The sequence below is a fragment of the Amycolatopsis balhimycina FH 1894 genome, from assembly GCF_000384295.1.
Classification (GTDB): domain Bacteria; phylum Actinomycetota; class Actinomycetes; order Mycobacteriales; family Pseudonocardiaceae; genus Amycolatopsis; species Amycolatopsis balhimycina.
Window position 1 is genome coordinate 6,217,765 of the sequence record NZ_KB913037.1, and the last position, 15,483, is coordinate 6,233,247.

General features: G+C 71.5%; 15 protein-coding genes. 10 read left to right on the forward strand and 5 right to left on the reverse strand.

The features are described from left to right. Positions 1-251: 251 nt before the first annotated feature. The 5 genes from A3CE_RS0128440 (at position 252) to purE (ending at position 5,415) form a co-directional block, all read left to right on the forward strand. Positions 252-1,100 (forward strand): hypothetical protein, encoded by an 849-nt coding sequence (locus A3CE_RS0128440; RefSeq protein WP_020643498.1) that lies wholly within the window; start codon positions 252-254, stop codon positions 1,098-1,100. 71 nt (positions 1,101-1,171) lie between these two features. After that, positions 1,172-2,521, forward strand: a complete 1,350-nt coding sequence (locus A3CE_RS0128445) for a glycosyltransferase 87 family protein (protein ID WP_020643499.1) — start codon at positions 1,172-1,174, stop codon at positions 2,519-2,521. After that, positions 2,496-3,710, forward strand: a complete 1,215-nt coding sequence (locus A3CE_RS0128450) for a glycosyltransferase 87 family protein (RefSeq protein WP_020643500.1) — start codon at positions 2,496-2,498, stop codon at positions 3,708-3,710. Before A3CE_RS0128445 ends, A3CE_RS0128450 begins: the two co-directional genes overlap by 26 nt. Before the next feature lie 12 nt (positions 3,711-3,722). Beyond that, positions 3,723-4,907, forward strand: a complete 1,185-nt coding sequence (locus A3CE_RS0128455) for a 5-(carboxyamino)imidazole ribonucleotide synthase (RefSeq protein ID WP_020643501.1) — start codon at positions 3,723-3,725, stop codon at positions 4,905-4,907. 10 nt (positions 4,908-4,917) lie between these two features. Then, positions 4,918-5,415 (forward strand): 5-(carboxyamino)imidazole ribonucleotide mutase, encoded by a 498-nt coding sequence (purE, locus tag A3CE_RS0128460; RefSeq protein ID WP_020643502.1) that lies wholly within the window; start codon positions 4,918-4,920, stop codon positions 5,413-5,415. Between the two features lie 8 nt (positions 5,416-5,423). Here purE and A3CE_RS0128465 read toward each other — a convergent pair whose 3' ends face one another. After that, positions 5,424-7,097 (reverse strand): class I adenylate-forming enzyme family protein, encoded by a 1,674-nt coding sequence (locus A3CE_RS0128465; protein WP_020643503.1) that lies wholly within the window; start codon positions 7,095-7,097, stop codon positions 5,424-5,426. Between the two features lie 106 nt (positions 7,098-7,203). On the opposite strand from A3CE_RS0128465, the gene A3CE_RS0128470 reads away from it, so the two are divergent. Together A3CE_RS0128470 and A3CE_RS0128475 are read left to right on the forward strand one after the other, a co-directional pair. After that, entirely contained in the window at positions 7,204-8,361 is a 1,158-nt protein-coding gene (locus tag A3CE_RS0128470; protein ID WP_020643504.1) for an acyl-CoA dehydrogenase family protein, read from the forward strand. A gap of 157 nt (positions 8,362-8,518) precedes the next feature. Beyond that, positions 8,519-8,944, forward strand: a complete 426-nt coding sequence (locus tag A3CE_RS0128475) for a hypothetical protein (RefSeq protein ID WP_020643505.1) — start codon at positions 8,519-8,521, stop codon at positions 8,942-8,944. Here the strand turns inward: A3CE_RS0128475 and A3CE_RS0128480 are convergent. Next, entirely contained in the window at positions 8,941-9,342 is a 402-nt protein-coding gene (locus A3CE_RS0128480) for a hypothetical protein (RefSeq protein WP_020643506.1), read from the reverse strand. The two genes, A3CE_RS0128475 and A3CE_RS0128480, sit on opposite strands and share 4 nt — an antisense overlap. Before the next feature lie 156 nt (positions 9,343-9,498). Here A3CE_RS0128480 and A3CE_RS0128485 point away from each other — a divergent pair, with 156 nt between their 5' ends. Both A3CE_RS0128485 and A3CE_RS0128490 read left to right on the forward strand, forming a co-directional pair. Beyond that, complete coding sequence (locus tag A3CE_RS0128485) at positions 9,499-10,314, forward strand: DUF1206 domain-containing protein (RefSeq protein WP_020643507.1); 816 nt, start codon at positions 9,499-9,501, stop codon at positions 10,312-10,314. A gap of 113 nt (positions 10,315-10,427) precedes the next feature. Beyond that, positions 10,428-10,868, forward strand: coding sequence for a DoxX family protein (locus A3CE_RS0128490; RefSeq protein ID WP_020643508.1), 441 nt, complete (start codon positions 10,428-10,430; stop codon positions 10,866-10,868). A gap of 61 nt (positions 10,869-10,929) precedes the next feature. On the opposite strand, the gene A3CE_RS0128495 is transcribed toward A3CE_RS0128490, so the two are convergent. Continuing rightward, the gene (locus A3CE_RS0128495; protein ID WP_020643509.1) at positions 10,930-11,640 is read right to left on the reverse strand and encodes a TIGR03089 family protein; all 711 of its coding nucleotides are present in this window, start codon (positions 11,638-11,640) and stop codon (positions 10,930-10,932) included. A 106-nt stretch (positions 11,641-11,746) separates the two neighbouring features. Here A3CE_RS0128495 and A3CE_RS0128500 point away from each other — a divergent pair, with 106 nt between their 5' ends. Further along, entirely contained in the window at positions 11,747-12,577 is an 831-nt protein-coding gene (locus A3CE_RS0128500) for an NmrA family NAD(P)-binding protein (protein WP_020643510.1), read from the forward strand. Here A3CE_RS0128500 and A3CE_RS0128505 read toward each other — a convergent pair. Next, positions 12,570-13,850 carry an LCP family glycopolymer transferase gene (locus A3CE_RS0128505; protein ID WP_020643511.1) on the reverse strand — a complete coding sequence of 427 codons (1,281 nt, stop codon included), beginning with the start codon at positions 13,848-13,850 and terminating at the stop codon, positions 12,570-12,572. The two genes, A3CE_RS0128500 and A3CE_RS0128505, sit on opposite strands and share 8 nt — an antisense overlap. 36 nt (positions 13,851-13,886) lie before the next feature. After that, positions 13,887-15,428, reverse strand: coding sequence for an LCP family protein (locus A3CE_RS0128510; RefSeq protein WP_020643512.1), 1,542 nt, complete (start codon positions 15,426-15,428; stop codon positions 13,887-13,889). Positions 15,429-15,483: the final 55 nt, after the last annotated feature.

Here is a 15,483-nt window from a genome sequence, read left to right on the forward strand (position 1 = left end):
GGGGCCCCGACCAGCCATAACAGGTGATCCGGGGCGCCAGGCCAGTGTGACTGACCCGCCCCGTGTGGTCACGTCGTGGTCGGCGTGTTGACTCCGACGGCGGAGCAAAATCACCCACCTCCGGGTTGCGCCGGGGAAAAGCTTTGCGACAAAAACTGGTCAGTACGCGTCACGGCGTCCGCCGGGACACGTCCTCACCGTGAAGAACCCAGCAAGATCGACACGGACCGGACGAAAGGGGCGGGTGGCCAGTGGACGTTCCGGCTACGCGGTCCGGCCCCGAGGACGTCCCACGCGCCGCCCAGGCCGAGCGTGACCGTTCCCTGCGCGCGCTGCGGGCGCGCTGGCGCACGGCCAGCCTGGCCGCCGGCTGGCGCTTCCCCAGCGACTGGGCCCTCCCCGAGGTCGACGCCGTCTGCGCGGCCGTGATGACCAAGGGCCGCGTCGAGGCCGCCGAAACCGCGCTCGCCGGGCTGGCCAGGGCACGGGCGGCGGCCGGCGCGGGGCTCGCGGAGACCCTCGCCGACCTCGCCGCGCTGCACGCCGTGCTCGGCCACCGCGGCGAAGGCTTCATCGTGCCGGACGTCGACGCCACGCCGGCGCGGCTGCTCCGGACCACCGCACTGGCCTGGGCGGACGTCGCCACCGACCAGCTCGTGCACACCGAGGTCACCGACTCGCTGACCGGCCTGCCGACGGCGGCCTACCTGCGGACCCGGCTCGTGGAGGTCTACCGCGCCGCCGCCGCGGGCGAGCGGCCGGCGGCCGACGACCACGTGCTGCTCGTCGTCTCGCTCGACCTCAGCGCCGTCGCCGGGTTCCCGCGGCTGACCGGGATGATCCTGGTCGCGGACGCGCTGCGGGCGGTGTTCGACAGCGGGCAGAGCGTCGCTTCGCTCGGGCCGTCCGTCGTCGCGGCCCTGGTCCCGAAGGACGAGCGCGTCGCTTCGCACGGCGTCGCGCTGCGAAGGGCGTTGCACGAGCGGCTTTCGGTCGACGCACAGCTCGCGGACGCCGGCCGGCCCCGCGTGTCGGCGGTGCGGCTGCCCGCCACCCACGAGCTGGCGTGCGACCTGCTGGCCCACCTCGCGCGGGCCTAGAACACGCGAAAAGTTCGGTTCCGCCCGGACCCTTCCGACCGGGACCGGGCCGGTCATGATTTCCTGGTGCGGTGACCCGGACCGTATCCACCGACGTCGACGGCTCAGTCGCGGCCAGATCCCAGCACCGGCTGGCCCTGCGGAAGTCACTCGCCCGGCTGTCCGTCCGCCCGCGGTCGATCCTGATCCTGTCGGTGATCCCGCTGGTCGCGATCGGGTACGGCATCTACGGCTGGCAGCACGACTGGGTGCTCGGCGTCGACAGCGCGGTCTATCGCGCCGGCGCCCTGACGCTGCTGCACGGCGACTCCCTCTACGACGCCAACACGCTGCCCAGTGAGCCGTGGTGGGCGCTGCTGCCGTTCACCTACCCGCCGACGGCCGCGCTGATGTTCATCCCCCTGGCCGCGTTCCCGACGCAGATCTCCTGGGGCCTGATCACCGCCGTCTCGCTGGGGGCGATGGCGCTGTCGATCCGGATCGCGATCGGCGCGCTGCCCCGCCCGGCCGCGGACGGACCGCGCTGGTGGGCCTCGCCCGCCCGCTCGACCATCGTGTTCTTCCTGGTCTTCCTCGCCCTCGAGCCGGTGTGGCGGACGATCTTCCTCGGCCAGATCAACCTGATCCTGATGGCCATGATCCTGCTGGACATGCTGGTCATCGGCGCCCGCGGCAGTCGCTGGGGCGGCGTGCTGGTCGGCGTCGCGGCGGCGATCAAGCTGACGCCGCTGGTGTTCCTCGGCCACCTGTTCATCACCGGCCGCCGCATGGACGCCATCCGCGGGTTCGCGACGTTCGTGCTGCTCCAGGGCCTGATGTTCCTGATCAACTCGCACGACGCGGCCAAGTACTGGACCGTGACGCTGCCGGACACCGGCCGGATCGGGCCGGTGCACTGGGCGGGCAACCAGTCGCTGAACGCGCTGATGAACCGGGCCACCGACCTCGCGCCGTGGGCATCGAAGGCGGCGATGGGCATCGGCTTCCTGCTGGCGATCCCGGCGCTGTGGCTGCTGATGCGCTTCCACCGGAAGGGCCAGGCGCTGGCCGCGTTGCTGGTCACGGCGTTCTGGACGCTGCTGATCTCGCCGATCTCGTGGACCCACCACTGGGTGTGGGTGATCCCGCTGATCGTGCTGCTGGTCTCGCGGCTGCCGAAGACCACCCCGAAGACGGCGTGGAAGCGCTGGGTCGGGACCGGCCTGGTGGGGTTCGTGTTCGTCAGCTGCGTGCTGCTGATCCTGCCGAACGGCCGCAACGTCGAGCTGCACTGGAAGGTGTGGCAGAACATCCTGGGGGACGCCTACATCCTGATGCCGGTCGTGCTGGCCGCGGCGCTGATCCTGCGCTGGGGGCTGCAGCGGCGGGCCAGGAAGAAGGCCGCTCCGGACGAGCATGTCGACGTCGCGACCGGCGTCTGAGGCGCGCACCGGCCGTCTCCTCGCCGGGGCTCTCGCGCTTCTCGTTTTCGCCCTCGGCGTCGTCGTCTGGCTGGCCGGCTGGCACGTGGGCGCGGACAGCGCCGTGTACCGCGCGGGGGCGCTGACCCTGCTGCACGGCGACCCGCTCTACACGCGGGACGTGCTGACCGCGCTGCCGGGCTGGGTGCGCCTGCCGTTCACCTACACCCCGGCCGCCGCGCCGCTGTTCCTGCCGCTCGCCCTGGTGCCGTCGGGCCTGGTCTGGGGCGTGATCGCGGTTTTGTCGGTGGTCGCCGTTATGGTCGTGATCACGGTGGTTTCGTCGTCGCCGGGGCGCTCACTCGCTTGGTGGGCGCTGCCGGCGGGAACGGCCGCCGCGCTGGCGCTGGAACCGGTGTGGAAGACGCTGTTCCTGGGCCAGATCAACTTGATACTGATGGCGTTCGTGGTGCTGGACGTCCTGGTGCTGTCGGCCAGGCGGTCGCGGTTCGCGGGTGTGCTGATCGGCGTGGCGGCGGCGATCAAGCTGACCCCGCTGATCTTCGTGCCGCACCTGTTCTTCACCGGCCGGTGGAAGGACGGGCTGCGCGCGGTGGGCACGTTCGTGGCACTCGAAGCGGTGATGTTCGCGGTCATCCCGGTCGACGCGGCGCGGTTCTGGCGGGATTCGGCGACCGACCCGAGCCGGGTCGGGTCGGTGCACTGGATCTTCAACCAGTCGCTCAACGGGCTGGTCAACCGGGCTTCGGCGCTGGCCCCCTGGTCGCTGGCGGTGGCGGCCGGGGTGGCGGCGATGCTCGCCGTACCCGCGGTGTGGCTGGTGGTGCGGCTGCACCGGCGCGGTGAGAACGCGGCCGCGTTGCTCGTGACGGCGTTCTACGGGCTGCTGCTGTCGCCCGTGTCGTGGTCGCACCACTGGGTCTGGTGCGTGCCCTTGATCGCGCTGCTGGTGGTCAAGGCGCGGTGGTGGGCCGCGGCGGCGGTCGCGGTGCTGTTCGCCTCGCAGATCGTGATGCTCGTGCCCAACGGCGGGGACGCGGAGTTCGGCTGGGGCCTGGGCTGGTCGGTCCTGGGCAACCTCTACGTGCTCGCCGCGGCGCTCGCGATCCTCGGGCTGGCGCTGCGGGAACTGCGGATGTCGCGGCGGTCCGCGCAGGTCGCCGCCGTCGCGCCCGGTCTCGCGCAGTAGCCTGAGGCCACCATGGACAAGAACACCGGTCTGCCCGTCGTGGGCATGGTGGGCGGCGGCCAGCTCGCCCGGATGACGCACCAGGCGGCGATCTCCCTCGGCCAGTCCCTGCACGTGCTCGCCGCGAGCGAGAACGAAGCCGCGGGGCTCGTCGCGGGCGACGTCACACTGGGACACCACACCGACCTCGACGCGCTGCGGAAGTTCGCGGCCTCGGTCGACGTGCTCACGTTCGACCACGAGCACGTGCCGGGCGAGCACCTCCTCACCCTGGCGATGGAGGGCCACGTCATCCGGCCGGCGGCGAGCGCGCTCGGCTTCGCGCAGAACAAGCTGGTGATGCGCGAGATGATGGCCGGGCTCGGCGTCCCGGGCCCCGCCTTCGCCGAGGTGTCCACTGTGGACGACGTGCTCGCGTTCGGCGGCGAGCACGGCTGGCCGGTCGTGCTCAAGGCGGCGACCGGGGGCTACGACGGCCGCGGCGTCTGGATGCTGGACACCGCGCAGCACGCCCGCGAGACCGTGCCGGAGCTGCTCGAAGCGGGCACGGCCCTGCTGGTCGAGGAGAAGGTGGCGATGCGGCGGGAACTGGCGGCGCTCGTCGCGCGCTCGCCCTTCGGCCAGGGCGCGGCGTACCCGGTGGTCGAGACGGTGCAGACCGGCGGCATCAACACCGAGGTCCTCGCCCCGGCCCCGGGGCTCGGCGACGACCGGGTGCACGAAGCCCAGGACCTGGCGCTGCGGATCGCGTCGACGCTGGACGTCACCGGGCTGCTCGCGGTCGAGCTGTTCGAGACGGACACCGGGCTGCTGGTGAACGAGCTGGCGATGCGCCCGCACAACTCCGGGCACTGGACCATGGACGGCGCGCGCACGTCGCAGTTCGAGCAGCACCTGCGGGCGGTGCTCGACTACCCGCTGGGCCGGACGGACCTGATCGCGCCCGCGTGCGTGATGGCGAACGTGCTGGGCGCGTCCGAGCTGCCCGAGATGGGGCCGGACGAGCGGCTGCACCACCTGTTCGCGCGGTACCCGGAGGTGCGGGTGCACCTCTACGGCAAGCAGGAGCGGCCGGGGCGCAAGCTCGGGCACGTCAACTTCACGGGCGAGCGCATGGAAGACCTGCGCAACCGTGCGCTGCTGTCGGCGCACTGGCTGTCCCACGCCGTCTGGCTCGACGGCTACGAGATCCACTAGGAGATCAGGTATGGCGCCGCAGGTGGGCGTGATCATGGGCAGCGACTCGGACTGGCCGGTGCTGGAGGCGGCCGGCGCGGCGCTGGACGAGTTCGGCGTCGAGTACGAGGTCGGCGTCTACTCGGCGCACCGCACGCCGCAGCGCATGCTGGACTACGCGACTTCGGCGGCCTCGCGCGGGTTGAAGGCGATCATCGCGGGCGCGGGCGGCGCGGCCCACCTCCCCGGCATGGTGGCCTCGGCGACGGTGCTGCCGGTGATCGGCGTCCCGGTGCCGCTGAAGTACCTCGACGGCATGGACTCGCTGCTGTCGATCGTCCAGATGCCGGCGGGCGTCCCGGTGGCGACGGTCTCGGTCGGCGGCGCGCGCAACGCGGGCCTCCTGGCGGTCCGCATCCTGGCGGCGTCCGACGAGGGCCTGCGGGCGAAGATGGCGCGCTTCCAGCAGGACCTGGAGAAGCTGGTCCTGGACAAGGACGCGGCCCTGCGCGAGAAGACGGGTCACTAGCGGCTCGTTCAGTCGAGCTCGCCGATCAGCTGCTGCCGCAGTTCGCGCTTGAGCACCTTCCCGGCGGCGGACACCGGGATCTGCTCGACCACGTGGATCTCCCGCAACCGCTTGTAGGGCAGCACTTTCTCGTTCACCGCGGCCATCAGCTCGCCGGCGTCCAGCGAGCCCCGCGGCACCACGAAAGCGACCGGCAGCTCGCCCACCTCCACGTCGGGGCGGCCGACGACCGCGGCGGCCGCGACACCCGGCATCGTGATGAGCAGCTCCTCCAGCTCGCGCGGGAAGACGTTGTACCCCTTGTACAGCAACATGTCCTTCTTGCGGTCCACGATGGCCAGGTAGCCGTCGGTGTCGAGGACGCCGATGTCGCCGGTGTGCAGCCAGCCGCCGGCCAGGGCGGCCGCCGTCTCCTCGGGGCGGTTGCGGTAGCCGAGCATGATCTGCGGCCCGCGCAGGCAGACCTCGCCGCGCTCGCCCGCGGGGAGCGGGTCTTCGCCGCCCTCGGCCGGGACGATCTTGACCTCGGTGTCGAAGATCGGCACGCCCACCGAGCCGACCTTGCGGGTGCCCGAGCGGTACGTCGGCGCGATCACCGCGCCCATCGTCGCCTCGGTGAGGCCGTAGCCCTCGGTGACCACCACGCCCGGGAACCGCTCGCGCAGCGCGGTGATCATCGCGTGGTTCATCGGCGCCGCACCCGAACCGATCGCGCGAACCGACGAGAGATCGGCGGTGGGGAACGACGGCGTCGCGAGCAGTGCGGCGAACAGCGCCGGAGCCCCGCCCATGCCGGTGACGCGCAGCCGTTCGGCGTCGGCGACGTACGCCGCCGGGTCGAAGCGCGAGTGCAGGACGACCGTGGTCCCGGCGATCACCAGCGAGTTCATCCCGCCGACGATGCCCATGGCGTGGAACCACGGCGTCAGGTTGATCACGACGCCGTTGCCCAGGCGCGACGGCCACTCGTCCTCGCCGCCGATCTGGTCGAGGGTGACGTCCCCGTGCGCGTCCACGGCCGGTACCGAGCCGGTGGCCCAGCAGGCGTGCTGGAGGGTGTTGACCACGACGTTGCGGTGCGACAGCCGCACGCCCTTCGACCGGCCGGTGGTGCCGCCGGTGTAGGCGAGGTGCGCGAGGTCTTCGTAGAGGTCGACCTCGACGTCGGGGCGCGTCTCCGGCTGGCCGGCGTGGAACGCCTCGAACTCGACAGCGCCCTCGGCCAGGTCGCCGGTGGGCTGGACGACGACGCTGAACCGCGCCGGGATCCGGTCGGCGACGCTCGCCAGCGCGGCCGCGACCGGGCCGTACGTCACGACGGCGACGGCCTCGCAGTCGGCGAGCTGGAAGGCGAGGTCGTCCGGCGGGAGCAGCGGGTTCGCCGGGCTGAAGGTGGCCCCGGCCAGCAGCGTGCCGTAGTAGGCGACCGGGAAGGCCAGGCAGTTCGGCAGGTGCAGTGCCACGACGTCGCCGCGGCCGAGGCCGCGGTCGCGCAGGGCGTTGGCGAACCGGCACGCGGCGCGGTAGGTCTCGGTGAAGGTGAGGCTTCGGCCGTCGTGGGCGAAGGCGGTCCGGTCGCCCCAGCGCGCGGCACCCGCCGCCAGGATCGAACCGACCGGGACTTCGGGGTAGTCGAGGGAGGCGGGCAGACCGGGCGGCGTCGTCGGCGCGGTGATCGGCATCACCCGACCATACGAATTCTGCGGTCAACGCCACAAGGACGACGCAGGTGAACGAGCGCTAACATCGACCGAACCCCTCCCGACGTTGCAGAGAAGGTGACCGGAAGTGACCGACGGCCTGTACCAGCTTGCCGAGGAGCACGAGGAGCTGCGGGCCGCGGTCCGGGCTCTGTCCGAGAAGGAGATCGCGCCGTACGCGGCCGAGGTCGACGAGAACGAGCGCTACCCGATCGAGGCGTACAACGCCCTGGTCAAGTCCGGCTTCAACGCCGTCCACATCGGCGAGGAGTACGACGGCCAGGGCGCGGACGCCGTGGGCGCCTGCATCGTGATCGAAGAGGTCGCCCGGGTGGACGCGTCGGCGTCGCTGATCCCGGCGGTGAACAAGCTCGGCACCCAGCCGATCATCCTGTCCGGTTCGGAGAGCGTGAAGAAGCTGGTGCTCCCGTCGATCGCGTCGGGCGAGGCTTCGGCGTCGTACGCGCTGTCGGAGCGCGAGGCGGGCTCGGACACCGCGTCGATGCGCACGCGCGCCCGGCTCGACGGTGACCACTGGGTGCTCAACGGCACCAAGTGCTGGATCACCAACGCGGGTGAATCTTCGTGGTACACGGTGATGGCCGTGACCGACCCGGACGCGGAGAAGAAGGCCAACGGCATCTCGGCGTTCGTCGTCCACAAGGACGACCCGGGCTTCTCGGTGGGCCCGAAGGAGAAGAAGCTCGGCATCAAGGGCTCCCCGACGCGCGAGATCTACTTCGAGAACTGCACGATCCCCGAGGACCGCATCATCGGCGAGCCGGGCACGGGCCTGAAGACGGCGCTGCGCACGCTGGACCACACCCGCCCGACGATCGGCGCGCAGGCGCTGGGCATCGCGCAGGGCGCGCTCGACGCGGCGGTGGCGTACGTGAAGGACCGCAAGCAGTTCGGTAAGTCCATTGCCGAGTTCCAGGGTGTTCAGTTCATGATTGCCGACATGGGGACGAAGATCGAGGCTGCTCGGCACCTGGTCTACGCCTCGGCTGCCGCGTCCGAGCGGGGGGACAAGCGGGCTGGGTTCATGGCTTCGGCTGCCAAGACTTATGCGTCCGATATCGCCATGGAGGTGACCACGGATGCTGTTCAGCTCTTCGGTGGGGCTGGGTATACGCGGGACTTCCCGGTTGAGCGGATGATGCGGGATGCCAAGATCACGCAGATTTACGAGGGCACCAACCAGATCCAGAAGGTCGTCATGGCCCGCGCCCTGCTCAAGGGCTGATTCCCCCGCTTCGATCGACGCCCCCCGGCCCCACCGTGCCGGGGGCGTCGGCCGTCAACGCCGGCTGTCAGGCCCCTGGGGCGGGCTGAGTTTCGCCACATGAGACATAACCCACCGCCGGGGCGGATTTCGGCTTCCGCGGTGTCACCCTCGAAGGATGTACTGGCCGGTTCCGGCGTCCTGGACGCCCCACGACGAAGCCGAGCTGGTCGCCGGCTGGCGGCTGTGGCTCGAGCTGTCCGATCGCGCCTGGCCGACCGCCGCCTGGGATGGGACCCCGGCCGGCGCCGTCCGGCAGCTGCGTGACCTGCTGGGCGCGTGCGACGAGATCGAGACCGCCTACCGCGCGGCTGCCGATGAGCCGTCGCCCGGGTTCCTGAGCCTGACGCAGGGGCTCGCCGTCACGGCCGGCTCGGCCATCTCGCTGTGGTTCGACGACTTCGACCAGCTCGACGGCGAGCGCGCGGCCCTGCTGCACGAGGACCTCGCCCGGTTCGCCGAGCAGGCGGAACAGGTACTGACGCTGCTCGCGGTCAACGGCGGCTGGGCCGGCCTCGACGAGGTGCGGCGCCGTCCCGCCTAGGCCCCGGCCGGCGTCGGATCGGTGCCGCCCTCTTCGACGGGCCGGAACCGCCGGCCGCCGAGTGCGTCGTCCAGCGGGCGGTCCAAGGTCAGCTCCGGGCCGGGGCCGATCGCCCAGCCGAGCTCGACGACGGTGTCGACCTCCTCCCGGTACTCGGCCAGGTGCGTGACGTCCCCGCCGTCCATCGACCATTCGCCGCCGACGGTCAGGTGCAGCCGGCCGATCAGCATGCCCGGTGCCGGGAGGTGCCAGCCGAACCGGTGGACGACGAACTCCGTGCTCCAGCTCGCCCAGTACATCCAGCCCGAACCGTCGGCGCGGAAGCCCAGTTCGGTGTACTCGGGTGAGCCGGGGTGGACCTCCTGGTCCGACCAGTAGCCGATCAACCGCGTGTCCACCCCGGGATCGTCCCATCCTGGCGGCGCCCGCTCGAGTCCCCTGCGACGGCCGGTAGCCGGGTGGTCGCGGATCCACCCCGGGATCGGCTCAACGTCGCAACGACGTTGCGCCACCCGGCCCAGCGGATCATGGGGCTGGCTGGGTACCCAGAAGGCATGAACCGGACAGAGGCCACCGCCGAAAGAGGCGAGAAGAGCAACACCGCGCAACTGCTCGGCCGGGCCGGCATGGCCTGCTACGGCGTCGTACACCTTGTCCTCGCCTACCTCGCCCTGCAGGTCGCCTTCGGCAGCAGTGAGCAGGCGGATCAGAAGGGCGCACTGGAGCAGATCGGCTCGTCGGCGTTCGGGCAGGTTCTGCTCTGGGTCGTCGCCATCGGGCTGGTCCTCTTCGGGCTGTGGCAGTTCCTGATGGCCGCCACCGGCTACGAGTGGGTCAGCGGCGGGAAGCGGACGCGCAAGCGGATCGGCGCCGCCGCCCGCGGTGTCGTCGTGCTCGTGCTCGGCTTCACCGCCTTCCGGCTCGCCACCGGCAGCAGCAGCGGCGGATCGAGCGGCCAGAAGCAGCAGGAGTTCACCGGCAAGCTGCTGTCGCTGCCGGCCGGGCCGGCCTTGGTCGTCCTCGTCGCGGCTGCCGTCCTGGGGGTGGCGATCGCCGCCGGGATCAAGGGTGCGAAGCAGAAGTTCCTCGAAGACCTCAACACGTCCGAGCTGCCGGGCCGGTCGCGCCGCTGGGTCGGCTGGCTGGGCACCACCGGCTACCTCGCCAAGGGTCTCGTCCTCGCCGTGGTCGCGATCCTGCTGGCCATCGCCGGGTTCAACGCCGACGCGCACAAGGCGGGCGGCCTGGACGCGGCGCTCAAGACGCTCGCCGCCCAGCCCTTCGGCACCGTGCTGCTGACCGTGGTGGCCCTGGGGCTCGCCGCGTTCGGGGTCTACTGCTTCCCCGCCGCTTGGACGCACAAGCGCTGAGTGGTGCCTGTCGGTTTCCTGTCGATCACTGTCCGGAGCTTCGAGATGGGTGCCCGGTGCCCTACTTTGGGCCGGGTCAGTTGAAACTTCACCTACCTGGGAGCTGAAACCGGATGTTCGGACGATTCAAGGACGTGGCCCTGTTGCTGGGGAGGATCGGCGTCGCGGTCGTCTTCCTCGCGCACGGGCTCCAGAAGTGGAACAACGGCATCGGCGGCACGGCGAAGTTCTTCGAAATGTCGGGCATCCCGCTGCCCACGGCCGCCGCGGTCTTCGCGATGACCGTCGAGATCCTCGGCTCGCTCGCGTTCATCGCCGGCTTCCTGCTGCCGCTCGTCGGCATCGGCTACGTCGTGATCTCGGTCGGCGCGCTGCTCTCGGTGCACATCGACAACGGCCTGACCGGCCAGGGCGGCTACGAACTCGTCCTGGTGCTCGCGCTCGCCGGCCTCGCCCTCGGCTTCAACGGCGGCCGGCTCTCGCTCGACCACCTGCTGTGGGGCCGCAAGCGCGCCCGCCGCGACGCCGGCGTCGGCGAACTCCAGAACGCCTGACCTCAAGTCCGTGAAGGCCACCTTCAGGAACTTCAAGTTCCTGAAGGTGGCCTTCACGGCTTTACGCCGGGAGGTCGGCCGTGGTGCGTTCGGCGTCGCGGCGGGCGGCCAGCTTCGCCGGGTCGGCGTTGCTCACGTGGACCAGGTGGGCGCCCGCGGCCAGGGGGACGAGCAGGCCGTCGAGGATGCCTTCCGGGCCGTCCCACTCCCGGGTGGACAGCACGCGGTCGTCCGCGGTGAGGCCCAGTTTCGCCGCGCGCGCCCTGGCCTCGGCCAGCACTTCGTCCACTGTGGACTCGAAGAGGGCCGTCGTCCCGCCGGGGATCCGGAAGAGCGGGCTGTACTGGTCGCCCGCGGCCCGTGACTCCGTCAGGTAGTCGAACGCGCCGCCGCCCGGCGGCTCGGCCAGCCCGCGGCCCATCGGGTCCAGCGTCACGACGGCGGTCGCCGCCGCGCCGGTCGGCTCCGGGTCGTCCGGCCCGACGAACGCCAGCCGGGCGCCGGCGCCCTCGGTCACCACGCGCGCCCCGCACCACCAGGCCCCGAGCAGGACGCCGACGGTCTGCCAGTGCGCCGGGAGCTGCACGGCCACGGCGTCGCCCGGTTCGATGTCGAACTCCTCGGTCAGCCAGTTGGCCGTCTTCGCCGCCCAGTTGGCGGTCGTCGCCACGGACAGCTCGACGCGGCTGCCCAGCTGGTCGTCGTAGTGGGTGATCAACGGTTTGGCGGGCGAGGCCAGCAGCGGCCGCAGCAGCTCGTCGGTCAGGCTCATGGGACAAGGCTAAGGCGCGGACCACGGGCTTCGCCGGTTGACACGCGATCAGTGAACTGAGTAGCTTTGCTTTGCAAGCAAAGCTATATCGGACTGGGGGTCTTCCATGACCGTTCTCGTCACCGGCGCCCGCGGGAACGTCGGGCGTGCCGTGCTCGACGCGCTCGTCACCGCAGGTCAGGACGTCCGCGCCGCGAGCCGGGACGTCACGACGCTCGACGTCGGAGTCGCCAAGGTCAGCGCCGACCTCGAGGATCCGTCGACCCTGGACGCCGCGCTGGAGGGCGTCTCGTCGGTGTTCCTGTACACGCGGCCGCAGGGGATCGAAGGGTTCGTGAAGGCGGCCGAAGCGGCCGGCGTGCGGCACGTCGTGCTGCTGTCGTCGGGCGCGACGCTCGAGCCTCGATCCGCGCAGAGCCGCGTCGCGCGCCTGCACCGGGCGGTGGAGGAGGCGCTGATCGCCGCGCCGTTCGCCGAGACGCTGCTCAACCCGGGCTCGTTCGCGACGAACACCCTCGGCTGGCGCGCGGACATCGCCGAGGGTGTGGTCCGTACGCCGTACCCGGACTCGCGCGTCGGCGCCATCCACGAGCGGGACATCGGCGACGTCGCGGCGAAGATCCTGGCGGACGGCTCGCACGCGGGGGAGGCGCTGCAGCTGAGCGGGCCGGAGCCGATCAGCTTCCGCGAGCAGGCGGCGATCCTCGCGGACGTGCTGGGGAGGCCGCTACGGGTGGAGGAGCTGACACCCGAGCAGGCCGCCGGGCGGATGGCGGCACTGGGCTGGCCGCCCGAGGTGCCGCCGGAGATCCTGCGCGCGATGGAGCGGACGACGCGGGAGGCCTCGGTGGTGACGGACGTCGTGCGGGACGTCACCGGGCACGCGCCGCGGACCTTCCGGCAGTGGGCGGAGGACCACCGCGCCGACTTCAGTTGACGCAGGGGACTCCGGGCGAGTCCTGGAGCAGCGGCGCCGCGTCGGGGGCGGCGCCGCTGCCCGACCCGCCGCTGCCCGACCCGCCGCCGCCCGGGGCGCCGGCCGCCGCCGACGCCGTGCGGCCCGCCAAGCTCGCCACGGCCTCGCGGACCGCCTTCGGGTCGATCTGCACGATGCTCTGGCCGTCCTCGCTGCGGCCGTTCGCGGTGATCACCGGGATCGTCGCGAACGTCAGGTCGCCCGAGGCGAGGCCCTTCGCCTGCTGCGCGAACTGCAGCAGGTCGAGGCCCGGGTCCACGGTCAGCGAACGGTGCACCGCGTCCATCAGGTCGTTGAGCGTGCCGGGACTGGCCAGCGTCCCCGCCGAGAGCAGCTGGTGCAGCGCCGACGACAGGAACGCCTGCTGCCGCACGATCCGGTCCAGGTCGCCGCGCGGCAGGTTCTTGCGCTGCCGGACGAAAGACAGTGCTTCGCCGCCCGACACCGTCTGCTCGCCGCGGCGGAAGTTCGCTCCCGAGTCCTTGTCCTCGGTCGCGTGGTTCAGGCACACCTTGACCCCGCCGAGCGCCTCGGTGAGCAGGTAGAAGCCCAGCAGGTTGATCTCGGCGTAGTGGTCGATCCGCACCTGTGTCAGGTCCTGCACGGTCTGCACCAGGACCCGGCGGCCCTCGGTGTCGGAGTCGCGCTCGATCTTCGCCTGGTCGCGCTCGCCCTGCCCGCGCAACGCCTGCGCGAAGTGCGCCTTCGCGATGCCGTACGCCGAGTTGATCTTCGCCTGGCCGCGGCCGGGGACGGTCGTCCACGTGTCGCGCGGGATCGAGACCGCCGACGGCTTGCCGCCGTTCTTCGGCACCCGCAGCAGGATCACCGTGTCCGTGTTCACCGCGCCGCTGTTGGCCTCGGTGCGCAGCTGCCGCAGCATCTTCGCCGGCAGTGGGTTGCCCTGCGCGTCCGTCCGCGCGTCGCTGCCGACGAGCAGGATGTCGTCCGCGCCGTCGTCCGCGGGCGGCGGCGCGGGTTCGCCGGCCCGCGGGGTGAGCGCGTCCGTCGTCGGGACCGTGCTCTGCAGCTGGTCCTTGGTGACGTAGGCGTAGCCGCTGGCGCCGAGCGCGAGCAGGGACACCAGGCCGGCCGCGATCCGGCGGGTCACCCGGCCGGCGCGCCGCGCCGGCGAAGGAGCCACCCGCGGGAACGGCGACGGCTTCCACTCGGGATCGTCGCGCTGAGTCACCGTCTCGGCGGCCGCGTCCGGCTCTTCCTGCTCGTCTTCCACGCTGGTTTACCTCCCCGGCCACCCTGCGTACGCAGTCTAGTTGACGCAGGGCACGTCGCCCGCCGTGATCGGCAGCGCGGCGGGGGCGGCCGAGGTGGCCGAGGTGACCGGCGGCTTCACGGCCGTGGACGTGGGCGCGCCACCCGGTCCGGCGGCCGAGCTCCGGAAGTCCTTGCCCAGCAGGACGCGCACGTGCCCGGCGGTCACGTCCCGGTCCGGCTCGGCCTGGACCGTGGTACCCAGGGCCTGCTTGACCAGGCCCAGCGCCGACTCGTCGGCCGGGTTGTAGCGGACCACCGTGGTGTTGCGGGTGCTCAGCCGCTGGTCGGCGGCCAGCGTGAAGCCCTTGCCCTGCAGCATGGTGTGCGTCTGGCCGGCCAGCGTCGGCGAGCCCGAGCCGTCGAACAGCTCGATCGTGACGGCCTTCGCGCCGGGCAGCTGCGCCGAGGACGACGGAGCCGCTGGGGTGTCGCCGTCCGACGTCAGCCGCGCCACCTCCGCCGCCACCTGGGCCTGGTCGACGCGCAGCACGTCGGCGCCGCCGATGTTCGCGTTGCCGAGGGTGGGGATGGTGTGGAACTCGATGTTGCCGCCGGTCAGCCCGCGCATCTGCTCGGCGAACTCGGTCAGGTCCCAGCCCTGGGACAGCACGACGGACTTCTTCACGGCCGACACGAGGTCGGCGATCTTCACCGGGCTCGTCAGCACGTCGGTCGAGAGCACCTTGCGGGCCAGCCCGGACAGGAACGCCTGCTGCCGGGCGATCCGGTCGAGGTCGTAGTTCGGCAGGCCGTAGCGCTGGCGGACGAACGCGAGCGCCTGCACGCCTTCGATCGTCTGGCGCCCGCCCGGCAGGTCGACACCGGACTTCACTTCCTTGACCGGCCCCTTGAGACAGACCTCGACGCCGCCGATGGACTTGGTGATCTCGTAGAAGCTCGCCAGGTTGACCTCGGCGTAGCGGTCGATCATGCCCGGCTTGCCGATGAACTTCTCGAGCGTGGCGATGAGGTTCTTCCGCCCGGCGACCTTCGCCTGCGCGTCGGCCTCCTTGAGGTCGGTCATGCCCTGGCGCTGCAACGTCCGGTACGTGTCCGTGTACGCGTAGACGAACGCGCTGTTGAGCTTGTGCTTGCCGAAGCCGCCGGTCAGCTCCACCCAGGAGTCGCGGGGGAACGAGATCGCGATCGCGTGCTTCCCGTTCTGGGGGATGTGCACGAGGATCATCGTGTCGGTGTTCAGCTCGCCGTCGGAAACGCCGGCGTGCAGCATGTCCAGCACCTCGCGGGGCAGCGGGTTGCCCTGCGCGTCGGTGCGGCTGTCCTGGCCCACCAGCAGGATGTCGATCGCGCCGTCGAGCGGTTTCGCGTGCGCCTCGGTGTCGGCGAAGACGTTCGTCGTGGTCAGCCCGGTGTTCGGGTCGCCGATGTAGTTCCAGCCGTACCAGGCCAGGGCCAGGACGGCCACCGACAGCAGGGAGACCACCACTTTGCCGCCGCGGCGCGCGAAGATCGCGACGCCGTGGCTGGTGTCTTGCTTTCGCCGCGCCGGGACGGTCGGCGCAGCCTCTTCGGTCACGCGCTTCCTCCCCTGTGAAACCCCGTGCTTCCCCCAGCACACCCATGTGCGTCCA